Origin of the sequence: Streptococcus moroccensis (assembly GCF_030812835.1) — a bacterium.
GTDB lineage: Bacteria > Bacillota > Bacilli > Lactobacillales > Streptococcaceae > Streptococcus > Streptococcus moroccensis.
Window position 1 is genome coordinate 16,719 of the sequence record NZ_JAUSTM010000001.1, and the last position, 20,407, is coordinate 37,125.

Consider the following 20,407-nt stretch of genomic DNA (forward strand, 5'->3'; position numbering starts at 1 on the left):
AGGGCCCACAAAACGATCGCTAAGGACGACAGTTTCGTGGTACCACCTTAATTTAGACAGGGGTATCCCCTATCCCTCTTGGCACGTAAGGGGTGCTAAACCTCCTGACTTAATGCACTGTTCAGTCAGAATCTGCAAAAGGATAAGACATTTCCTAGGGATGACAGGCCTTCCACCAACGCCTGCTCGCTGAACATATAGGAGTATCTCGTGTTTTTGCTGAGATATATTTAGAAAAGATCAACCGACTCTGCTTCAGCTTGCTGAACAGCGTCTGTGATTTCTTGTCGATTTAAAATTTGTGTTTCTTGGTAAGCTTGCAACTCTTGGTTGGCTTCTTCAGCACGACGAGCGATTTCTGCCAATTCTTCTGGTGACAATTGACGCGTCATGTCTAGTGAGTCATCTTCATGCGTATGAACTTCTTCAGAAAGAGCTGTTGCTACTACTTCTTTGAAGGCTTCGTCACTAGTTTGAAGGTATGTAGCTGTCGGGCGTAGAATTTCTTCCCATTCGGAGGAATCCACAATGGCCAATTGACTCTCGATCGTAGACTTAAGGCGTTGTTGGAAGACACGAGATTTATTTTTAAGCTCTTCTGTTTCTACTGCTACACGTTTAGCATTATCTGTGGCTTCACGAAGAATTTCGTTGGCTTTAGCTTTAGCTGTGTCCAATAGGAACGCCGCATCATGCTCAGCCTGCTTGATGATGTTTTGACTTTCACTGGCAGAGGTTGCTTTTAACTTATCTGCAGTATCTTGAGCTAAAATGACAGACTGACTGAGAGATTCTTTCATCTCATCAAAGTAAGCCAAACGCTCGTTAAGCATTTTGATTGTTGTTTCTTGTTCAAGATTTTTACGGACTAAATCCTCATAATCGCGAGTTACAATATCTAAAAATTCATCCACTTCTTGGATATTGTAACCACGGAATTTACCCGCAAAGGTTTTATCTCTAATATCTAAAGGTGTAAGAGCCATTATTTTCCTCCAATTTTGGTAATCACCAATTTATGTTTGCCATGTCTGGTTAAGCCATTGTCTTCGTCAATTTTAAAACGACCAAAACCTCTGCAACTAACCAAGTCACCTATTTTTAGGGAATAGCTTGGGTTTTCCATCAGTTGATGGTTTAATTTAACCTTGTGTTGTTCAATCAATTTAGACGCTTCTTGTCGAGACAAGTTGTAAGCCGACGCAATTAAACTATCCAGTCGAAGACTAGTTGTTAGGAGCTGCTTTATTGACGTCACTTCGTTAGGCATCACTAATTTTGAGTAAGGGACTTCCCGCCATGTCACAGGAACTCTCGACAGTCTAGTAATGTGTTGAATCACCAGTTGACTTAACTTAGCATCTAGCACAATTTGTGTTGTTTCCTCACCCAAAATAATGTCGCCAAGCAAGTGCCTTTGAATCCCTAATTGATTGACTAAATTGCCTAAAATCTGAGAATGGGTTAGCGTGTTAAACTTTCTGGCATACTGAAGCTCCAGAAGTTGAATCTCAAAATCTCTTTCTTCTAAGACATAATAATCTGCTGCTATAAGCAATCGGCAAAACTCAGTAGGCATTAGAAGATCGCTACTATAAACTTGCAATCCTGCCCTTTTCACCAAAGAAACCGTGATATCTCTTTCTCTAGGATTCAAAAAAGGTGTTAGGGCAATGGCATATTGAGTTTGAACCTGATCAATCTTGTCAAGCATTTTTTCAACAAAGACCTTCTCATCGGCATTGAAATGTTGAAATAAGGAATTAGAATCTGTTTTACTTGCCATCACAAAAAGATTATTAAAAGCATATTTAACAAACGAATACCAAGCATTTGAATGACCTGCAAGGAAAGAATTGCTGCAGCCACTGAGAAGTCCATCATCCCGAAAGTTAAATTAAACCTTCTAAAAATGCTGATATAGGGTTCTGCTATTCGTGTTATGATTTGTCCTAATTTACTTTGATGGGCCCCAGGAAACCATGACATCAAGGCATACACCACCAAAATAAAGGAATAAACCTCAATCACCCTAGTAAAGACAATTGCTATGTATTGAATTAATTGAATCATAATTTACCGACGTTTCATATCAAAATCATATTGGGAATCACTAGGTTCTCCTCGTAATCCCATATCTTCAATATTAACGACAACATTAGCAGGCGTCAATAACCACATGGTTGATGAGATTTTTTTCAAATTACCATCTAAGACAAAGCGTGCGCCATCTAAATAATCAATGCAACGTCTTGCTTGTGAGTCTGTCATGTGTTGAAAATCAATTAAGACACTGACTTCCTGCAACAAAAGATTGACAATTTCACGGGCTTCTTCGTATTTTTTAGGAAACTTAATGTCTATAGTTGTCACTTCTGCATGCGCATGACGAGATTCTGCATTACGCGCAACATCCTTGTGACTCATTTGGGTTGCTACTGCTTGATTTGCCATTGGTTTTGTTCTTTCTTGTCTGGTTTCAGTGAATTGGGGAGGTTCAGGTTTAGGAGTTGTTGCTACGGGCACTTCCTTTTCATATTCAGTAAAATCCTCAAAATCCTCATCAGACACATCATCTGTGTCAAAATAACCCATCAATCTACTGATTTTATCTAATAATGCCATACGTTATGTCCTTACTTGAAAAATGCTGTACCAATACGCACATAGGTTGCCCCTGCTGCTATGGCAAGTGGGTAATCCTGACTCATTCCCATACTCAGTTCCGTCATCGGCATATTTGCCCAACCTTGGTGTTGAATGGTTTGACGCAGGGCTTCTGTTTGGTCAAAAATAGCCTTGATGGTTGTAGGATCAGCATCAAATGGTGCCATTGTCATCAGGCCAACAAGCTCAATGTTCGTGTAGGTTGCTAGTTCAGGCAAAACTAACTCTAGCTCCTCTACTTGAAAACCGTGTTTGCTCTCTTCTTTAGAAATGTTAACCTGTATAAAACACTTGATTGGTCGATTCGCCCTTTTTTGAATTTCCGCTGCAAGTTTTAAGGAGTCTAAAGCATGGAAATAATCAACTTCATTAATAACATCCTTTACCTTACGACGCTGAAGACTTCCTATAAAATGCCATTTGACATGTTCGTCTTTTAACTGCGTCTTTTTTTCCAAAAAACGATCAACTCGATTTTCTCCTAAATCTGTAGCCCCAGCATCAATCAGTTCTTTAGTAATAGAGCTGTCAACATATTTTGTGACAGCTATTACTTTTACAGATGATTCAGGAACACCAGCTGCTTGACAGGCCTGTGAAACCTTGTCAAAAACCTGTTGAGCATTCGCTTTAAGAGTCATTTTTAACGGTTACGGAAGAACGGTGGTGTATCCAATTCTTCATCATTATCAAAATCATCTGCTGGAGTATATTTTTCAACAGAGACACCGTGAGTTTCAGTCAACGGACGAACGATATTGTTGCGTCTGAGATCCCAATCTCCAAACGAAGCTCCTTTAGGTGCTTCTTGACGAGAAGATTGAGGTGCAGAAGGTTGTTCAAACCGATCTGCCATATCAAAATTTCGTTCATAAGGATTTGGTGCTGGGCGTGATGCTGTCGCTGTGTCGTTACCAAAACCAGACACTGCATTAGCACGTTCTTGACGAACACCTGTCGCAACAACTGTTACGCGGATTTCATCTTGCATGCTTTCATCGATTGAAGTACCCAACCAGATGTTGACACCCTTGCCAGCTGCCTGATGAACAATTTCAGAAGCTTCTTCTGCTTCAATCAAGCTCATGTCAAGACCACCAGTGACATTAACAATAACGTCTTCAGCGCCGTCAATAGTTGTTTCAAGGAGAGGAGAATAGATAGCCTTACGAGCAGCCTCTTGAACACGCTCATCACCAGTACCGATACCGATACCCATAAGAGCATTCCCCTTGTTCTCCATAACTGTTTTCACGTCTGCAAAGTCAAGGTTGATGAGACCTGGATTAGTGATCAAGTCTGAAATCCCTTGAACACCCTGACGAAGAACATTGTCTGCTTCACTCAAAGCTTCAAGAAGAGGTGTCTTCTTGTCAACAATTTCTAACAAGTTATTATTGGAAATAATCAACAAGGTATCAACATTGTTGCGTAACTCATTAATCCCTTCGATGGCAAAATTGCCACGTTTGCCACCTTCAAAACCAAATGGACGAGTCACAACTGCTACTGTTAAGGCTCCGATTTCTTTAGCGACACGCGCAATAACTGGAGCAGCTCCTGTACCTGAGCCACCACCCATACCAGCAGTGATAAAGACCATATCTGCACCATTCAAGGCTTCACGAATGGTTTCTTCACTTTCTTCTGCTGCTTTACGACCAACTTCAGGTTGACCTCCGGCACCAAGACCACGAGTTAATTTCGGACCGAGCTGAATAACGGTTTCTGCTTTAGAATTACTCAAGGCTTGAACATCCGTGTTAGCTGCGATAAATTCAACACCAGCAACACCTTCTGTAATCATACGATTAATTGCGTTTCCGCCACCACCGCCGACACCAATTACTTTAATGACAGCGCCTTGGGCATATGCCGCTTCAAATGAAAATGTCATAACTATTCACCTTTTCTTTTACTTATTATTCAAACATGCTACCGAAAATACCACGAACCTTATCTCCAAGCTTCTGACGATTGTCATCGTCATCATTAGCGGCATAATTTGGCATATCATCTACAGCCACATAAGGGTTATCATCGATTTGTTGGTTACTACCCTGCGGTGCTGGGCGGTAGTTCGGTACATCAATCGGTTTAGACCGTAAGTACTCTTCCCCATTGACCGCTGCTTGAGCGATTTGTTCAATATCATCCATATTACCAGCGTATTCCACAATGCTAATAACATGGGCAAAGGCAGGGTTACGAATACCAATTTGATTCGGCACATAAAGTTTAACCGGACGATTGAACACATCTTGAGCCAGCTCTACAACACCTGGAATAGTAGCGCCGCCACCAATTAGTACAATGCCACCAGGAAGGTCAAGGTTATGCGTTCTGTCTAAGTCTTGCTTCACGCGGTCAAGAATATGTTGCAGTCTGGCTGCAATAATTTCTGATAGATGGACTTCTGTAATATCCTTTGGAGAACTCTCTCCAATAACGTCCACTTGCATTGTTTCTTTGTGACTGGCAAGTGCGGGATAGGCAATACCAAAGTTATATTTCAAGTTTTCTGCAATGGATTGTGACGTTGTGAGAACTTTTGAAATATCCTTAGTGACGTAATCGCCACCTTCCTGGTAAACATTTGTATAAACCAGTTTTTGATTGCTAACACAAGCAACTGTAGTTTGACCGCCACCCAAATCAATGACTGTGGTTCCAAACTCACGTTCCCCTTCGTTGAGGACGTATTGCCCAATAGCCAATGGACTGATGATAATATTATCAACAGCTACGCCAGCTTGAGAAACGGTCTTACGTAGGTTATGTAAGATAGTCTTAGGCCCAGTATAGAGAAGACCGTGAACTTCTAAACGAATCCCCATCATCCCGCGTGGGTCTTTAATGCCTGCAAACGAATCAACCATGAATTCTTCAGGAACAAAAGCAACAATTTCACGCTCAGGCGTCATGTTTTTGGTCAAGGAAGACTTGATAACATTGTCTACATCTTGATCTGTAATCTCCTGGGAGTTACTCGTTACCGGAATCATCCCTTGTGCTGGTTCAATCTGTAGGAGGTTAGCTGGAAGTCCAACACTCACTTTATCAATAGCAACACCAGCCTTTTCTTCAGCTTCTTTTAAAGCCTTACGAATAGCTGAAGCAGCCACCTCGATATTAATAATAATACCGTCTTTTACACCAGCACTTTTAGCGTTACTCACGCCAATAATATTTAATTCACCATTTACAAATTCTGCTACAAGCACTTTGATTGAGCTTGACCCAATATCTAAACCTGTAAAGAAGCCATCTCTAACCATTACATCAGTCCTCTCTGTCCTTTGATTGCTCTCAGTTTAAAATAATCTTATTTATTTAGAATTATCCAAATTTCATTATACCATAAAATAGCTGAAAACCTAGTGTTTTTTCTTTCTTTTTGAATTATTTTGCATAGGTAAAAATGCCGACTTCCATATCTATATAGCTTGGCACATAAAGATCTTTAATCACTTTTTCATAGTAGGGCAATTTTACAGCTACTTCTGATAAAGGAACCATGATGGTATGGCCCTCAACAGTCTCTATCGTTAACAGGTCTTCTGTGGCATTTGTTGGGGTATGCTTGACGCTCAGGAACCTTGACAGGGGTGAGGCTTGCTCTAACTTGGATAGATTAACAATAAATTCTTTAATCTGACTTAAATCCGTCAACTCAAATGTTAAAAAAGGAGACGGGAGATTTTCAGTAGCTACTGTTGAATCAAGAACATCGCCACTAGATAGCACTGGATGGTAAATATTGCCATCTTTGACATAGCCAATCACTTGATGTTCTTCAACAGTTATCTTAAAGTCGGTCGGAAACTGGTAAGAAACCGCTGCATCCTTAACCCAGACAACCTTCTCTTCGATCAATTTAACCATTTGATCTTGTTTGAAAAAGGTCGTCAGCGTGTAGTCTTCTTTGTAAATCCCTGTATTAGCAAGAATATCTTCAGCACTGACTTGACTTTGACCTTCAACCGTCATCGTTTTAACTTTAGACAAAGGAGATACAAAATATCCCGCAAACACAATGGTCAACAATACTGCCAAAACGAGGGTTGCTAGACGTAAAGCGCCTTTTTCTTTTAATCCCCACTTCCAAAAAAGAGGCTGTTTTTGGTGTGCGTCTGTCCGTTCTGGCAAAGCCTCATCAGCTACAGCAGGAGCTCCTTCCTGAATTAATTCTTCACCTTCTTCAGGCTCTTCAGTAGCATCCGTTTCGGTTTCAGATTCTGTTTCAGACTCTTCTTCATCCCTTTGGCCATCTGCTGTATCATCTGATGGAGCTGTCTCTTCTTCCTCAGAATTGAGTGCCTCTTGAGAGGAGTCTAAATCTACCAGCTCAGGACTCTCCATGTTTTCATGTTTTTCGGATAACTCACTGGTCTGATCAAAATCTTGACCTTCGTCTTCCATACCATGGCTAGCCTGTTCTGAAAAACTGTCTGACTCAGAAATCAACCCATCCATGTCTGAAATGAGAGCATCCGATGGTGGATTTTCAGCCTTTTCTCTAGCTCTTTTTTCAAGATAAGCATGGTTTTTACGCAACCACTCGGCTAAGTCGATGGTTTTGCTAGATTCCTGCTCTTTCTCTTCGCCCCATGCCTCATGGGAAGTATCTTTTTCAGACATAATAACTCTTCTCTTAATTAATTTTCTTTTTTGCTATTAATATCCGTCATTAAGAGTTGGTAAAAACTCTCTAACGTTTGGATTTCTTTTGATTGGCCCATGGTTTGCTCATAAGTCTCTTTTTGGGCCAGTAATTGATTAACCATCTGATTTAAGTTGGCAACTGTCAATGCGTCTTCTTGAAGGGTTGGTGCATAGCCCTGTTTCTCAAAATAAGCAGCATTCTCAAGCTGGTCACCACGGCTAGCTTTTTTACCGAGTGGCACGATCACATGAAGTTTTTTCATGGCTAAGAGTTCAAAAATCGTATTGGATCCACCTCGTGTCACCACGATATCGGCCAGACTCATTAAGGGCTGATAAAGGTCTGTTGCGTAAGCTAAGCGATAGAGACCTTGGCTTAAGTCGTTAAGCGTTTCATCTCCTGTTAAGTTAATAACATTGTAGTTTTGCGTCAGAACCAGTTTGTGATTTGTGATAAACTCATTAAATACTTTGGCACCACCAGAGCCCCCTACAAATAAGAGGGTTGGCTTTTTGGCATCAAATACTTCTAGGACCGGTTTAAGGCCATCTGGTAACTTCTCAGCTGCTTCAACGACCTTAGTGACTGCCCCGATGTGTTTTGCTTTTGTCAAACCATGCCCTTGATCAAAGGTTGTGTACATCTTACTAGCAAACTTATAGGCAATTTTATTGGCAAGACCCATAGACAAATCCGATTCATGAATAAATACTGGAACGCCAGCTAGCTTAGCAGCAATAACCGGAGGCACTGACACAAATCCACCTTTTGAAAAAAGGGCTTGTGGTCTGAGCTTGAGCATGATAAAAAAAGACTGAAGGACACCCCAAATCACTTTAAAGACGTCTTTGAGGTTCTCCCAACTAAAATAGCGACGAAGCTTACCAGAAGAAATCCCATGATAGGTCACAGGATAGCCCGACTCTGTTATTTGACTATGCTCAATGCCTTCTTTGTTTCCAATGTAGTGAACATCCCAGTCATCTTCAAGTAACTTTGGAATAAGGAGGAGATTGAGGGTCACATGCCCTACCGTTCCTCCTCCAGTCAATACTATTTTCTTCATTTATAATACCGTTTCTTTTAATTGCGCAAAAGTCTCCAAGAAGACATCTCCTCTAACTTCAAAGTTGGCATACATATCCCAGCTCGCATTGGCAGGGCTGAGAAGGACTGTATCACCAGAAGTTGCTAGCTCAAAGGCTTGACATGTCGCATCTGCAATGTCAGTTGCCGTCACAAAAGGAACTCCTGCAGCCTCTGCAGCCTCGACCATACGAGGCGTAGACTCTCCAAGAATAACCATATGTTTCAACCCTTTTAAATCAGGCACCAATTCGTCAAAATCATTGCCTCGATCAAGACCACCTGCAATCAAGATAACCTTTTCATTGTCAAAGCCTGAAAGAGCCTTTTGAGTGGCTAGAATATTAGTTGACTTACTATCATTAAAGAATTTAACTTCTTGGACCTCTCCAACATATTGCAGGCGATGCTTAACCCCACCAAAATGCATCAAGATCTCCTTGATAGTCTCATTGTCGATACCCGTTAGTTTGGCAACAGCAATTGTCGCAAGTGCATTTTCGACATTGTGAAGTCCAGGGACACCAACAGCGGTCGCTGACATAATGGGCTCATCTTGAAAATAAAGAACTCCATCTAAGAGGTATGCCCCGTTAACTTTTTCTTCTGTTGAAAAAGGCACGATGGTGGCCTGGGTCTGTGCTGCCAAATACTTAGCTGTATCTTGGTTAAAATTCAGAATGAGGTAATCCTCTTCTGTCATGTTTTTCTGCAATTGCCACTTTGCGGTCACATAGCTATCAAAATCACCATGATAGTCCAAATGTGTCGGCATGAGATTAGTGATCACGGCAATATGTGGCTTAAAGTCGTCAATTCCCATCAGTTGGAAACTCGATAACTCCATCACCAGGGTATCATTCTTAGTCGCTTTTTGAGCAACGCCAGAAGCTGGAAATCCAATATTACCACTTAGATGAGCAACTTGTCCACCAGCATTTAGCACCTCAGCAATCATGGTTGTCGTTGTTGTTTTACCGTTTGACCCTGTAATCCCAATGATTGGTGCTTCTGACACCAAATAAGCCAACTCAACTTCTGTTAGAATTGGAATCTCTTTTTCAAGGGCACGCTCTACCATAGGATTGGTGTAGGGAATACCTGGATTTTTCACCATGAGGGCAAAGTCTTCATCTAAGAGTTCTGTTGGATGACTGCCACAAATTACTTTGATGCCATCTTCTAAGAGGCCTTGAGCGGCTTGGTTTTCCTCAAAAGGTTTACCATCGTTAACGGTCACAATAGCCCCTAATTGGCTCAATAATCGAGCTGCGGATTCACCAGATTTTGCTAGACCTAAGACAAGGACTTTTTGATTTTCAAAAGTTGTGGGATTTTTCATACTATCTCTTTTTCTTTAACGCGTCGTTTTTCTTACTATTCTACCTTGAAAACCTGATATTTTCAAGAAAAGAACGGAGATGAGACAGAAAACACACGTTTTCTGTTTCATCCCCGTCCGGAATGTGTTTTAATTGAAGGCCCTTACTCTGGCAAGTTCATAGCTAATCTGAATTCAGCTAGCAATTGTTAAAGACCTAAATTAAAAGTTGATATCATTTATCTCAGTTTCGTAACAACTCTCACTCTATAGCTTTAGAGTCATGGCTTGCTTACAGTTTTATTTTTAGGTTTTGTTTTTGTAACCATCTTTTCCATATCCCAGATGGCCCAAAATCCTAAAAAGACAACTATGCCACCGACCCAAACTTCAAGGGTAGAACGTGTTAGGCTGATGATGGCTAATATGACAAAGGTCACGACTAAGACCACTGCAAACACAAGGAGCATCAAGTTCAGCGTCCCTTTAATAGCTTTAGGTGCGGCAAAGATATAAAACAGTACCAGCAAAATGGCTAAAATCAGGTAAAACATAGTTGCTCCTTTCTATATGATTTTCTTAGTCAGCTTGTTTTTTGTATTTATTTGCTTTATCGCGCCCAGCCTTATCAAGGATTTGCTTGCGCAAACGGATGGATTCTGGAGTGACTTCCATATACTCATCGTCATTCAAGAATTCAAGGGATTCCTCAAGCGTCAAGATACGTGGTGTCTTGATAACAGAGGTTTGATCCTTAGTTGCTGAACGGACGTTGGTCATCTGTTTAGCTGTTGTGATGTTGACCGTCAAGTCATTGTCTCGTGAGTTTTCACCGATGATCATCCCTTCGTAAACCTCAGTACCTGGGTTAACAAAGATCGTTCCACGCTCTTCAATACGCATGATGGAATATGTCGTTGCCTTACCAGCATCGATAGAGACAAGGGCACCGCGGTGGCGACCACCGATTTCACCTGGTACGACCGGCAAGTACTGGTCAAAGGTGTGGTTCATGATTCCGTAGCCACGGGTCATTGACAAGAACTCAGTTGAGTAGCCGATCAAACCACGAGCTGGCACGAGGAAGATAAGGCGGGTTTGACCGTTACCTACCATTTGCATATCAAGCATGTCACCCTTACGTTCAGAAAGGGATTGGATAACAGACCCTTGGTATTCCTCAGGTGTATCGATTTGCACACGCTCAAATGGCTCACATTTGACGCCATCAATCTCTTTGATGATAACTTCTGGACGAGACACTTGAAGCTCATACCCTTCACGACGCATGGTCTCAATCAGGATAGACAAGTGCAATTCTCCACGGCCTGAAACGGTCCATTTATCTGGAGAATCTGTTGGTTCAACACGGAGAGAAACGTCCGTTTGAAGTTCCGCCAAGAGGCGTTCTTCTACCTTACGGGAGGTTACCCATTTCCCTTCACGACCAGCAAATGGTGAGTTATTGACCAAGAAAGTCATTTGGAGGGTTGGTTCATCAATGCGAAGAATTGGTAAAGCTTCAACGGCATCAGTCGGTGTGATTGTTTCGCCGACAAAGATATCCTCCATGCCTGAGACAGCAATCAAGTCACCAGCTTTGGCTTCTTGGATTTCGCGGCGCTCAAGACCGAAGAACCCAAAGAGTTTAGTAACTCGGAAGTTCTTAGTTGAACCGTCTAATTTAGACAAGGTCACTTGGTCACCAACCTTAACTGTCCCACGGAAGACACGGCCGATACCGATACGTCCAACAAAGTCATTGTAGTCAAGAAGGGATACTTGGAACTGAAGGGGCTCATCTGAGTTATCCACTGGTGCTGGAATATGCTCAATAATGGTGTCAAAGATTGGCGCCATAGTAGCTTCTTGGTCAGCAGGATTATCAGATAAAGACGATGTTCCGTTGATGGCTGATGCATATACCACAGGGAACTCCAGCTGGTCGTCATCTGCACCAAGTTCAATGAAAAGTTCAAGGACTTCATCAACCACTTCTTCAGGACGAGCCGACGGCTTGTCAATCTTGTTAACAACAACGATTGGAATCAAGTCTTGCTCCAAGGCCTTTTTAAGGACGAAACGGGTTTGTGGCATGGTTCCTTCGTAGGCATCCACGACAAGGACAACACCGTCAACCATTTTCATGATACGTTCCACTTCTCCACCGAAGTCCGCGTGTCCTGGCGTGTCCATGATGTTGATCCGAACATCGTTATAAGCTACTGCTGTGTTTTTCGCAAGGATGGTAATCCCACGCTCTTTTTCGATATCGTTTGAGTCCATAGCACGCTCGTCCAAGTGAGTACGGGCATCAAGCGTTTGCGATTGCTTCAATAGTTCATCAACCAAGGTTGTTTTTCCGTGGTCAACGTGGGCAATGATAGCAATGTTACGGATATCTTCTCTTAATTTAGTCATGTTTCCTCTTTATTATATTTAAAATTCTTTCAACTATTCAGTATAGCACAATCTTTTTCAAATTGCTGACTAGACCCTACTGTAAATGTTTTCATCATTTTTAACGAAAATTCCCAGAAGATTTCCTATTGTCAAAGGAAAAAGGCCGTCCTTAGACAACCTTATTTTCTTTCACTTTTCCTTCCCAGTTTTCAAGACCGTAACTGAGGATGTAGATTTCTTTAAAGCCATTTTTTTTGAGCAAGAAAGCCGCATTGGTCACTAGGCCTCCCCGAAGATTTTCATAGAGCAAAACAGGCTTATCCTTACGCAGGGCGCTGAGGCTATCTTTGAGCTGAGCTTGAGGAATATTGCGGGCACCTAAGATATGCTTGCGATTAAAGGCTGAAGGGTCTCTCACATCGATCAGCTGGCCACTGCGCATCATATGCCTAAAATCATCATTTTCAAGCAGTGTAGCCGCTTGACGTAAACGCCAATAGCGGTAACCTATATATGCTGCTACAATGACTACTGTTAAGCCTAAAATCAACCAATTATTCATCTTTCTTCCTTCTCTTGTCAATATATGCTAATTCTCTCCGATGTTCTTGTCGCAGGATTAGCTCTGCTTGAAGATATTCAGGGGTTGAAATAAGCCCATTTTCATGGACTTGTTTCAGTTCAATCTGACTCATTTCAATATCGTAGAGGCGATTCCCCATATAAACCAATATCCCAAATCTCTTCAACAATTGCTGAACGTCGTAAAAGGTTTTCATGTTCCCTTATTTTATCAAAAGTTTAAGGTTTAATCAAATTTCTTCCTCGTTTTCACACCAAAGGGAAGCAGGCCATCGATCTAAGCCAAAGTTGTGGCCCTCAAAAACACAATAGACTTACGATCCTGATTGGGAAACCCGCATGACCTGCGAGATTCTGCAAAATCTAGTAAATGCTAGAGATGAGCTCTTCCATACGCTGACAAGGGACTAGAAGGTGTCTTGGTCCAAATTTTCCTGCCATTGATACTGGGGGTGAAATAACTGATAGTCAGCTTCAATGCCCTGAGAAGAAAGAACAACTCCATGAAGCGCTCCCTGATAAGCAGCACCTCCATCAATGTTTAGCCGGTTATTTTGATACCATAGCTGAGTATCTCCTGCATTAGAATGGAGGTATTGAACTGGGGTATGGCCAAAAACCACTAATTTTTCAGGTCGGGCGGGATGATTGTAGAACTCCTCCCTCATCCATACAAAATCTCTGTCACTCGTTTGACGCCAATCCGGAAGATCTAAATTAATCCCTGCATGAACAGCAATACAAAAGTCATTCTCACTGTAATAAGGCAAACTTTCTAAAAAAGATACCAAATCTGGATAAGTTTGACAGATGGCCTGCGCTAATTCTACCGGTGATAAGGTTTCACTGGCCCCCTCATACAGCAAATCATCTATGGTTTCCTTGCCACCATTTCTTAGGTAATTTAAAAACCGTTGCTCTGGATCCTCCAACCAATTTTGAAGCATGTCCTCATGGTTGCCCTTGAGGCACTTCGCCCTACCAGAAGCCACTAAGTCCATGACAGTTAACAGGCAATCCTTGCTTTTTGGCCCTCGGTCTGCCAAGTCTCCCAAAAAGACCAGGTCTTCCGTTTCTTCATCCCAGTGCTTCAGTAGCTTTTCTAGCAGATCAAATTCTCCGTGGACATCCCCAACGACAAACCATTTCTCCTTCATATTGTCTCCTCGTTCTGACATTAGTATACCACGGGACTGATCTTTTTGCAGAAAAAAATCTTACTTAGGAAACAAAGGCAAAATTAAAAAATATTCCACAGCTCCATTAACAAAAAAAGCTAGACAATTCTTTTAGAGAATTGTCCAGCTCCCTATAAGATCCACTAAAGCTACTGAATGACAGCTATCCATTACAATTTTGGTGCATTTCCAAGTTCGGCTTGGAGCATCCAAATGTGTTTTTCTAGACTAGCTTTAGCGCCAACATAGATGTCATTCGTAACATCATCACCCTCTTTGTCTGTTACGTCAAGCGCAACTTGGAAGTGATCTGCCAAGTAGCGGAAAACGTCTACGACACGGGTTAACTGATCTGTCATCGAAAGGGTAAAGTCCCCTTTAACCTCGACTAATTTTGAAGCTTCATCAAACTCCTTAAGCGTTGAATAAGGGGCACCACCTAAGGTTATGAGACGTTCGCTCAATTCATCCAGGTATCCGTCCAATTCCTCCATGTAATCATCCATTCTTGGATGGTATACCAAGAAGCCTTGGCCACGCATATACCAATGGATTTGATGGAGAATGCTATGAGCTTTTGATAAATCAGCGACAGACTGGTTTAAAACAGCTTTTGTCGTTTGAAGGGTATCCGCCTTATTAAGTGATACAACAGATGGTTTTGTATTGGTCATAATTGTCTCCTTCTCTTTCTTTTGTTACTTTTATTATAACGCTTTAAAAATAGCTCCGCAAAGATTAGTGACTAGATTAGAAAAGTTGCACAATTTTAGGTCCATTACGAATAAAGAGATATGAGATATATTTTACTTTTTTTCATGGGAGCGAGTTTTGGATCCTTTTTTGGCCTTGTCATTACGCGCTTTCCTGACCAATCTATTGTGACTCCTAGTAGTCATTGTGATCACTGCCAACACAAATTAGCCTGTCGTGATTTGGTTCCTATCTTCTCACAGCTAGCTAATCTCTTTCGCTGTCGTTTTTGCCAGCAACCCTTTTCGTCTTGGTATTGGCTGTTAGAAATTGCTTGTGGTTCCCTTTTTTTATTGGCCTTTCTAGATCTCCTGAGCTGGGGTGAATTGATTGTCTCCTACACTCTACTGGTTCTTGCTATTTACGATAGTAAAAACCAGACCTATCCGCTGATGGTCTGGTTGGTTTTCTTTGTGGTAACCAGTTTATTGGTTCCTTGGCAGTGGTCAACGCTTATTTGCTTCTTGTTAGCTGGATTATCACAATTCGGATACCTTCCTATGGGAGCAGGCGATTTCCTTGTCCTAGCTAGCATTAGCCTCGTTTTTTCGGTTCAAGAACTCCTCTGGCTCCTTCAGCTAGCAAGTCTCTTAGGCATCGCCTACTATGCGATTCGAAAAACAAAAGGCAGTATCCCATTTGTTCCCTTTATGGGCTTGGCTTATGTAGCGTTAATGCTCGTGAAGGTCTGGTGAGACGTTTTTAGAAAATCGTTTTATGGCTTTTTTTAATCCCATATACACCACATAAGCCAATAAGCCACCTAGTGCATTGGTCCAGAGATCGTCCACTTCAAAAACACGTTTGGCATCAATCAAGAGGTCAATTAACAGCTGAGTACACTCAATGGTTAAGCTGATATAAAAACTATAGAGAAGGGCTTTCTGCCAGCTCCGCCATTTGGGAAAGAGAAAAAGAAGCCCCAAAACCAGGGGAAAAAGCAAGAAAATATTGGCCACATTTTGCAGTAGAATCCAGAAATAATCCAGTGGACTCTCCACTTGGTTGGCATTCACAAGACTGTTGAATGGTACAGGTAAGATATAGAGCCTGCCTATCTGCATAATGCCAGGCGTTGAGACTTCTTTTACCTCAGGAAAGACATCCTGAGGTAAGAAGCACATCAAGGCGACCAGAAAACCATAGATACCAGTTAACCAACGTGCTACCCGTTGCCCTTTAGGGGTTAGCTCAAAGTCAGGGGTGAGAAAGCGTGTCATCAAGCCTGCTCCTTGATTTTTGCAGCATCTCGCTTCATAATGTTAGACCGTAATTGGCCACATGCTGCATCGATATCCGTTCCGTGCTCTTGGCGAATGACACAGTTGACCCCATTCTTTTTGAGGGTGTCGTAAAAGGCCATCACGCGCTCTTTGGGACTGCGGCTGTATTGGTCATGCTCAGTAACTGGGTTATAGGGAATCAGGTTAACATAGCTGAGTTTTTTGATGTCCTTAAGGAGCAAAGCCAATTCCTGGGCCTCTTTAACGCCATCATTAACTTCGTTTAGCATTATGTATTCAAAGGTCACCCGACGGTTGGTTGTTTTGATGTAATAATCAATGGCCGCAAACAACTTCTCAAGTGGGAAGGAACGATTGATCCGCATAATCGAGCTGCGCAGGTCATTATTAGGTGCGTGAAGCGATACCGCAAGATTAACCTGAATGCCTTCATCGGCAAACTCACGAATCTTGTGGGCTAAGCCAGAGGTTGAGACGGTGATATGGCGGGCACCGATAGCAAGTCCCTTATCATCATTAATGGTCCTGAGGAAATTGAGGACATTCTGATAGTTATCAAAAGGTTCCCCAATTCCCATGACCACAACGTGGCTGACGCGCTCACCTTGACCACGCTCGTCGAAATACTTTTGAACCAACATGATCTGAGAAACGATTTCCCCAGCAGTCAAATCCCTCTGTTTTTTGATGAGACCTGAAGCGCAGAAGGTACAACCAATATTGCAGCCAACTTGGGTTGTCACACAGACAGATAAACCGTAGTGCTGACGCATCAACACGGTCTCAATCAGCATACCATCTGGTAGTTCAAACAGATATTTGACAGTACCATCGGCAGACTCTTGTACAATGCGTTGTTGGAGAGGATTGAGAACAAAATGTTCCGATAATTTTGCTAACAATTCTTTAGAGAGATTAGTCATCTCTTCAAAACCTTGCACGCGCTTAGTATAGAGCCAGTCCCATATTTGGTCTGCTCTAAAGGCTTTTTCTCCTTGCTCCAAAACCCAATCTTTTAATTGGGCTCTGGTCAATCCATAAATTGATGGGGTCATTTTATCATTCCTTTTTTTAAAATCTACTCTATAAGCACTTGATGAAAACTTGCTAAAATGCCTTTTTCCCGTGGCATCCTATTTTTGACGGATGACAAAGTCCCGTTTTCCAGAACTCACTTCTTTTTTGGTTGTTGGAGTGCTCTTTTGTTTAGGACTTGAAGATTTGTCATTTTTGATATCAAAATGTCTTTTTTCTGTTTTAGGACGATTATTGCGTTTACGGTTTCGTTTAGGGTTTTCCGAAGATTGTTCGGACACTTTTTCCGTCACGCGATTAGATGGTTTCGTCTGACGACGGGGTTCTGAGCGTTTCGATGCCTGTTGAGCTTGATTGTCAACGTTTCTTTCTTGATTCTGATTTTGTCTTGGGCGACGTCTACGTCGCCGTCCCTTATCCTGCTGCCTGGATGTCCGTAATTCCTCTGCATCTACCTCAGGCTCTTTAGGATTAGGGTTTTCTAGCACAAAATAAGCACACCCGTAATTACAGAACTCTAAGAGATAATCTTCCAAACGACTTATTTTTAGGGCAGTGTCTTGTGTGTTGTCATCCTTATAAAATCCTTTTAACCGAAGTTGTTCATTACCCCAATCACCGACAATGTAGTCAAATTTAAGCATGTAAGTCGTGAATCGCTGTTCAAAAGCAGTCAGATCAAAAGCTTCCTTATAATTATCAACCAAGGTTAAAGCTATATCTTCTGACCGAACTTGGTCCATGAGGCGTTCAAATTTAGGTCCTGGGTATTTATTATAATTGTACATTTCCGGCGTAATTTCGCGTTTCATACAGTTCCTTTCTCACAATTAGGATCATCCTATGCTTAGCACTTTAATAGACTAGGCTCCTACTATCGTCCTAGTCTTGAAATGGCTATTTCTTTTATCAAATGATTGCTTGGTACTGGAGACGTCTCTGCATCATCTCCTAAACTACCAGTCCGCATGCCATACTTTTTATCTCATCATTTCCAAAGTGCAAGATTCTCCCAATCTTTTTTCTGATTATATTAACACTTTTTAAATACCTCTATTATACATTATTTTATAGATTAGTGGGAGCATCAAGGAAATATTCAAGCAAGAGGCATCAAAAAACAAACCAGTCTATCCAGCAGGTTATTTTAGGATAGACTGATTCAGATAAAACAATCATAACATTGGAACACGTATTTTGAGCTAGTTTCCTAAGAGACATTACTATAAAGAATTTCTGCAAGACAGTTCCTCGTCAAATCAGTCTTCGCCAAACCAAATAGCAATTTCTCTCTGGGCAGATTCAACAGAGTCCGATCCATGAACCATGTTGCGCATATCGCCATTTGAATCTGGACCTTGCGCAAAATCAGCTCGAATCGTTCCCAACTCAGCCTCAGCCGGGTTGGTTACTCCCATCGTTTTGCGCCATGTTTTAACGGCATCAGACCCATAAAACGTGCCAACTACTATAGGCCCTTCAAGCATGTAGGTTTCAATCTGATGGTAAAATGGTTTTTCTAATAAGTCAGCATAGTGTTGGGCCAAGATATCTTTATTGGCTTGGCGCAACTCCATCCGTGTCAATTGAAAGCCTCGACGCTCAATTCGCCTTAGCACTTCACCAACGAGACCACGTCTAACACCATCTGGTTTAATGATAAACAATGTTTCTTGCATGCAACTTCCTCCGTTTCTTGCGTTAGCTTTATTTTACCATATTTTTAATGTTTCAGAAGTTTTTCCAGAAAGAATTAACATGCTACTATCATTTCATAATGGTATCAAAAAAGAGTAGGAAGACTTTTTTAGTCAAGTTCTTCCTGCTCTCTCATTTTGTATCAATCCTATAAACAATAGCTGTAGAAGATGGTAACGGACTATTCGCTTATTGGTAGTCTTAAATGTCTTCGACAGTTCGCCAGTCTAGCTAACCTTTCTCCAAATAATCAATAGCATCTTGAACTGTTTTGACAGGAACGATGACCATGTCTGTGTCTATTTTTTTCGCTGCTTCCAGGGCTGTTTGGTAGTTATTTTTAGCGGATGGGTCTGTCTTTAGGATTTCTTCATCTACCGGATTGTCTGGGGCAAAAAAGATTTCTGCTCCGCTATTGGCCGCTGAGACAACTTTCTTGTCAATCCCACCAATATCGCCAACTGTCCCCTCTTTTTCAATGGTTCCAGAACCAGCGATATGGCGCCCTGACCGCAAATCAGGGTCTGCAACTTGAGTGTAAATGCTCAGGGTAAACATCAGTCCTGCAGAAGGGCCTCCAATACCCGCTGTGCTAAAGGCGACATCGTGCGAACTAGCAACTTGAGTATGGTCGGTCAAGCCTATACCAATCCCATTTTTGCCATTGTCTAACTTGATGATTTGGCCTTTTTCGGTCAAGGTTTGGCCATTGGATTGGAAGGTCACTTCCACATCATCCCCCAACTCCTGTTTAGAAACATAATCGATCAAGTCTTGTGACGATTCAAAGGATTGCCCATTGACCTTTGTTACCGTATCAGCGATATGAAGGATCCCTTGAAAAGTTGAATCCTCCATGATTTGCAAGACATAGACACCCAAATAATCCATAGAAATCTCTTCCCCTGCCAAGGTCAAGGCTTGATACTCGGCCATGTTTTGTGAGGTTTCCATATAAAAATTATTAATTCGCGTAAAGTCCTCTGTACTGGCGCCTCCAGTCACTTCATTCTGGGAATAAATATCCGTAAAAGGTGTGACCCAAGCATGAACTAAACCAGCAAGTGTAGCAGGCATCATGGTAATGTAGGTGAAATTATAGGAGCCGTCTTCCGAGTCTGTTTCACCATCTACTGTTAAGACTGTTCTGACATCCTGAGCGCCACCAGGTGCCTCTATGTAATAAGGCAAGGGCACTATAAAGGCTGCAAGCAAGGCAACCAACAACAAGACTAAACTCATCAAGAGGTGACGTTCTTTCCGTCGGCTATTGTTTTGTTTCAAGATATTTCTCCAATTCTACTGCAATACTGTCAGGGACATAGGCTGAAAAATCGGCCTTAAAGGTGATTAATTCACGAACACCGCTTGAGCTAACATACTTGTACTCAGGCTTAGCTAAGAGGTAAACCGTCTCGAGTTCAGGAGCAAGATTTCGATTGTAAAAATCAAAACTGGCCTCATATTCTAAATCCGACGCATTTCTAAGGCCACGGACCAAATGCGTCACCCCTTCTCTTCTTGCAACTTCAACCACCAATTGATTTTCCGCAGTCAACACCCGAACATTATCCAGATGAGACAGGGCTTTTTCGAGCACGGCTAACCGTTGTTCAAGCGTAAGCAAGCCCTGTTTATGAGGATTATAAAAAATTCCGACAAGCAACTCGTCAAAGAGCTGACTAGCTCGCTCGATAAGGTCTAAATGCCCCAGAGTCATGGGATCAAACGATCCTGTAAACAATCCAATTTTTTTTGACATGTTTTTTATCTC

General features: G+C 41.9%; 23 protein-coding genes. 1 reads left to right on the plus strand and 22 read right to left on the minus strand.

The window, feature by feature from the left end:
• Positions 1-230 precede the first annotated feature (230 nt).
• The 16 genes from J2S23_RS00075 to J2S23_RS00150 form a co-directional block, all read right to left on the minus strand.
• The gene (locus J2S23_RS00075) at positions 231-986 is read right to left on the minus strand and encodes a DivIVA domain-containing protein (RefSeq protein ID WP_307120725.1); all 756 of its coding nucleotides are present in this window, start codon (positions 984-986) and stop codon (positions 231-233) included.
• On the minus strand, positions 986-1,786 hold the full coding sequence (locus J2S23_RS00080; RefSeq protein WP_307120726.1) for a YlmH family RNA-binding protein: 801 nt from the start codon (positions 1,784-1,786) through the stop codon (positions 986-988). Before J2S23_RS00080 ends, J2S23_RS00075 begins: the two co-directional genes overlap by 1 nt.
• Positions 1,786-2,073 carry a YggT family protein gene (locus J2S23_RS00085; protein WP_307120727.1) on the minus strand — a complete coding sequence of 96 codons (288 nt, stop codon included), beginning with the start codon at positions 2,071-2,073 and terminating at the stop codon, positions 1,786-1,788. Before J2S23_RS00085 ends, J2S23_RS00080 begins: the two co-directional genes overlap by 1 nt.
• A 3-nt stretch (positions 2,074-2,076) precedes the next feature.
• A complete protein-coding gene (locus J2S23_RS00090; RefSeq protein ID WP_307120728.1) occupies positions 2,077-2,625 on the minus strand; it encodes a cell division protein SepF in 549 nt (182 codons plus the stop codon).
• Between the two features lie 11 nt (positions 2,626-2,636).
• Positions 2,637-3,308 carry a YggS family pyridoxal phosphate-dependent enzyme gene (locus J2S23_RS00095; RefSeq protein WP_307120729.1) on the minus strand — a complete coding sequence of 224 codons (672 nt, stop codon included), beginning with the start codon at positions 3,306-3,308 and terminating at the stop codon, positions 2,637-2,639.
• 2 nt (positions 3,309-3,310) lie between these two features.
• On the minus strand, positions 3,311-4,564 hold the full coding sequence (gene ftsZ / locus J2S23_RS00100) for a cell division protein FtsZ (protein WP_307120730.1): 1,254 nt from the start codon (positions 4,562-4,564) through the stop codon (positions 3,311-3,313).
• A gap of 25 nt (positions 4,565-4,589) precedes the next feature.
• Positions 4,590-5,945, minus strand: a complete 1,356-nt coding sequence (gene ftsA / locus J2S23_RS00105) for a cell division protein FtsA (RefSeq protein WP_307120731.1) — start codon at positions 5,943-5,945, stop codon at positions 4,590-4,592.
• A gap of 124 nt (positions 5,946-6,069) precedes the next feature.
• On the minus strand, positions 6,070-7,308 hold the full coding sequence (locus tag J2S23_RS00110) for a cell division protein FtsQ/DivIB (RefSeq protein WP_307120732.1): 1,239 nt from the start codon (positions 7,306-7,308) through the stop codon (positions 6,070-6,072).
• A 17-nt stretch (positions 7,309-7,325) separates the two neighbouring features.
• Positions 7,326-8,399 (minus strand): UDP-N-acetylglucosamine--N-acetylmuramyl-(pentapeptide) pyrophosphoryl-undecaprenol N-acetylglucosamine transferase, encoded by a 1,074-nt coding sequence (locus J2S23_RS00115; protein ID WP_307120733.1) that lies wholly within the window; start codon positions 8,397-8,399, stop codon positions 7,326-7,328.
• Positions 8,400-9,761 (minus strand): UDP-N-acetylmuramoyl-L-alanine--D-glutamate ligase, encoded by a 1,362-nt coding sequence (murD, locus tag J2S23_RS00120; protein WP_307120734.1) that lies wholly within the window; start codon positions 9,759-9,761, stop codon positions 8,400-8,402. It lies immediately after the preceding gene.
• A gap of 260 nt (positions 9,762-10,021) precedes the next feature.
• Positions 10,022-10,294, minus strand: a complete 273-nt coding sequence (locus J2S23_RS00125; protein WP_307120735.1) for a DUF3165 family protein — start codon at positions 10,292-10,294, stop codon at positions 10,022-10,024.
• A gap of 25 nt (positions 10,295-10,319) precedes the next feature.
• Positions 10,320-12,161, minus strand: coding sequence for a translational GTPase TypA (gene typA / locus J2S23_RS00130; protein ID WP_307120736.1), 1,842 nt, complete (start codon positions 12,159-12,161; stop codon positions 10,320-10,322).
• A 151-nt stretch (positions 12,162-12,312) separates the two neighbouring features.
• Positions 12,313-12,705 carry a rhodanese-like domain-containing protein gene (locus J2S23_RS00135; protein WP_307120737.1) on the minus strand — a complete coding sequence of 131 codons (393 nt, stop codon included), beginning with the start codon at positions 12,703-12,705 and terminating at the stop codon, positions 12,313-12,315.
• Entirely contained in the window at positions 12,698-12,922 is a 225-nt protein-coding gene (locus tag J2S23_RS00140) for a YqgQ family protein (protein WP_307120738.1), read from the minus strand. Before J2S23_RS00140 ends, J2S23_RS00135 begins: the two co-directional genes overlap by 8 nt.
• Before the next feature lie 210 nt (positions 12,923-13,132).
• Entirely contained in the window at positions 13,133-13,882 is a 750-nt protein-coding gene (locus tag J2S23_RS00145) for a metallophosphoesterase (protein ID WP_307120739.1), read from the minus strand.
• 191 nt (positions 13,883-14,073) lie between these two features.
• Positions 14,074-14,577: a Dps family protein gene (locus tag J2S23_RS00150; protein ID WP_307120740.1), complete on the minus strand. Its 504-nt coding sequence runs from the start codon at positions 14,575-14,577 to the stop codon at positions 14,074-14,076.
• Between the two features lie 120 nt (positions 14,578-14,697).
• On the opposite strand from J2S23_RS00150, the gene J2S23_RS00155 reads away from it, so the two are divergent.
• Positions 14,698-15,351 carry a prepilin peptidase gene (locus J2S23_RS00155; protein ID WP_307120741.1) on the plus strand — a complete coding sequence of 218 codons (654 nt, stop codon included), beginning with the start codon at positions 14,698-14,700 and terminating at the stop codon, positions 15,349-15,351.
• Here J2S23_RS00155 and J2S23_RS00160 read toward each other — a convergent pair.
• The 6 genes from J2S23_RS00160 to coaD form a co-directional block, all read right to left on the minus strand.
• Positions 15,328-15,876 carry a VanZ family protein gene (locus J2S23_RS00160; protein ID WP_307120742.1) on the minus strand — a complete coding sequence of 183 codons (549 nt, stop codon included), beginning with the start codon at positions 15,874-15,876 and terminating at the stop codon, positions 15,328-15,330. The two genes, J2S23_RS00155 and J2S23_RS00160, sit on opposite strands and share 24 nt — an antisense overlap.
• The gene (gene rlmN / locus J2S23_RS00165) at positions 15,876-16,955 is read right to left on the minus strand and encodes a dual-specificity RNA methyltransferase RlmN (protein WP_307120743.1); all 1,080 of its coding nucleotides are present in this window, start codon (positions 16,953-16,955) and stop codon (positions 15,876-15,878) included. The genes J2S23_RS00160 and rlmN overlap by 1 nt, the downstream gene beginning before the upstream one ends.
• A 78-nt stretch (positions 16,956-17,033) precedes the next feature.
• The gene (locus tag J2S23_RS00170; protein ID WP_307120744.1) at positions 17,034-17,747 is read right to left on the minus strand and encodes a YutD family protein; all 714 of its coding nucleotides are present in this window, start codon (positions 17,745-17,747) and stop codon (positions 17,034-17,036) included.
• Between the two features lie 447 nt (positions 17,748-18,194).
• A complete protein-coding gene (ndk, locus tag J2S23_RS00175; protein WP_307120745.1) occupies positions 18,195-18,614 on the minus strand; it encodes a nucleoside-diphosphate kinase in 420 nt (139 codons plus the stop codon).
• A 250-nt stretch (positions 18,615-18,864) separates the two neighbouring features.
• Complete coding sequence (locus J2S23_RS00180; protein WP_307120902.1) at positions 18,865-19,875, minus strand: SepM family pheromone-processing serine protease; 1,011 nt, start codon at positions 19,873-19,875, stop codon at positions 18,865-18,867.
• A 25-nt stretch (positions 19,876-19,900) separates the two neighbouring features.
• On the minus strand, positions 19,901-20,395 hold the full coding sequence (coaD, locus tag J2S23_RS00185; RefSeq protein ID WP_307120746.1) for a pantetheine-phosphate adenylyltransferase: 495 nt from the start codon (positions 20,393-20,395) through the stop codon (positions 19,901-19,903).
• Positions 20,396-20,407 lie beyond the last annotated feature (12 nt).

Bases quoted from the DNA above. Each gene is read 5' to 3' on its own strand.
- J2S23_RS00075 (WP_307120725.1), bottom strand. From the start codon at position 986: ATGGCTCTTACACCTTTAGATATTAGAGATAAAACCTTTGCGGGTAAA.
- J2S23_RS00080 (WP_307120726.1), bottom strand. From the start codon at position 1,786: ATGGCAAGTAAAACAGATTCTAATTCCTTATTTCAACATTTCAATGCC.
- J2S23_RS00085 (WP_307120727.1), bottom strand. From the start codon at position 2,073: ATGATTCAATTAATTCAATACATAGCAATTGTCTTTACTAGGGTGATT.
- J2S23_RS00090 (WP_307120728.1), bottom strand. From the start codon at position 2,625: ATGGCATTATTAGATAAAATCAGTAGATTGATGGGTTATTTTGACACA.
- J2S23_RS00095 (WP_307120729.1), bottom strand. From the start codon at position 3,308: ATGACTCTTAAAGCGAATGCTCAACAGGTTTTTGACAAGGTTTCACAG.
- ftsZ (WP_307120730.1), bottom strand. From the start codon at position 4,564: ATGACATTTTCATTTGAAGCGGCATATGCCCAAGGCGCTGTCATTAAA.
- ftsA (WP_307120731.1), bottom strand. From the start codon at position 5,945: ATGGTTAGAGATGGCTTCTTTACAGGTTTAGATATTGGGTCAAGCTCA.
- J2S23_RS00110 (WP_307120732.1), bottom strand. From the start codon at position 7,308: ATGTCTGAAAAAGATACTTCCCATGAGGCATGGGGCGAAGAGAAAGAG.
- J2S23_RS00115 (WP_307120733.1), bottom strand. From the start codon at position 8,399: ATGAAGAAAATAGTATTGACTGGAGGAGGAACGGTAGGGCATGTGACC.
- murD (WP_307120734.1), bottom strand. From the start codon at position 9,761: ATGAAAAATCCCACAACTTTTGAAAATCAAAAAGTCCTTGTCTTAGGT.
- J2S23_RS00125 (WP_307120735.1), bottom strand. From the start codon at position 10,294: ATGTTTTACCTGATTTTAGCCATTTTGCTGGTACTGTTTTATATCTTT.
- typA (WP_307120736.1), bottom strand. From the start codon at position 12,161: ATGACTAAATTAAGAGAAGATATCCGTAACATTGCTATCATTGCCCAC.
- J2S23_RS00135 (WP_307120737.1), bottom strand. From the start codon at position 12,705: ATGAATAATTGGTTGATTTTAGGCTTAACAGTAGTCATTGTAGCAGCA.
- J2S23_RS00140 (WP_307120738.1), bottom strand. From the start codon at position 12,922: ATGAAAACCTTTTACGACGTTCAGCAATTGTTGAAGAGATTTGGGATA.
- J2S23_RS00145 (WP_307120739.1), bottom strand. From the start codon at position 13,882: ATGAAGGAGAAATGGTTTGTCGTTGGGGATGTCCACGGAGAATTTGAT.
- J2S23_RS00150 (WP_307120740.1), bottom strand. From the start codon at position 14,577: ATGACCAATACAAAACCATCTGTTGTATCACTTAATAAGGCGGATACC.
- J2S23_RS00155 (WP_307120741.1), top strand. From the start codon at position 14,698: ATGAGATATATTTTACTTTTTTTCATGGGAGCGAGTTTTGGATCCTTT.
- J2S23_RS00160 (WP_307120742.1), bottom strand. From the start codon at position 15,876: ATGACACGCTTTCTCACCCCTGACTTTGAGCTAACCCCTAAAGGGCAA.
- rlmN (WP_307120743.1), bottom strand. From the start codon at position 16,955: ATGACCCCATCAATTTATGGATTGACCAGAGCCCAATTAAAAGATTGG.
- J2S23_RS00170 (WP_307120744.1), bottom strand. From the start codon at position 17,747: ATGAAACGCGAAATTACGCCGGAAATGTACAATTATAATAAATACCCA.
- ndk (WP_307120745.1), bottom strand. From the start codon at position 18,614: ATGCAAGAAACATTGTTTATCATTAAACCAGATGGTGTTAGACGTGGT.
- J2S23_RS00180 (WP_307120902.1), bottom strand. From the start codon at position 19,875: ATGAGTTTAGTCTTGTTGTTGGTTGCCTTGCTTGCAGCCTTTATAGTG.
- coaD (WP_307120746.1), bottom strand. From the start codon at position 20,395: ATGTCAAAAAAAATTGGATTGTTTACAGGATCGTTTGATCCCATGACT.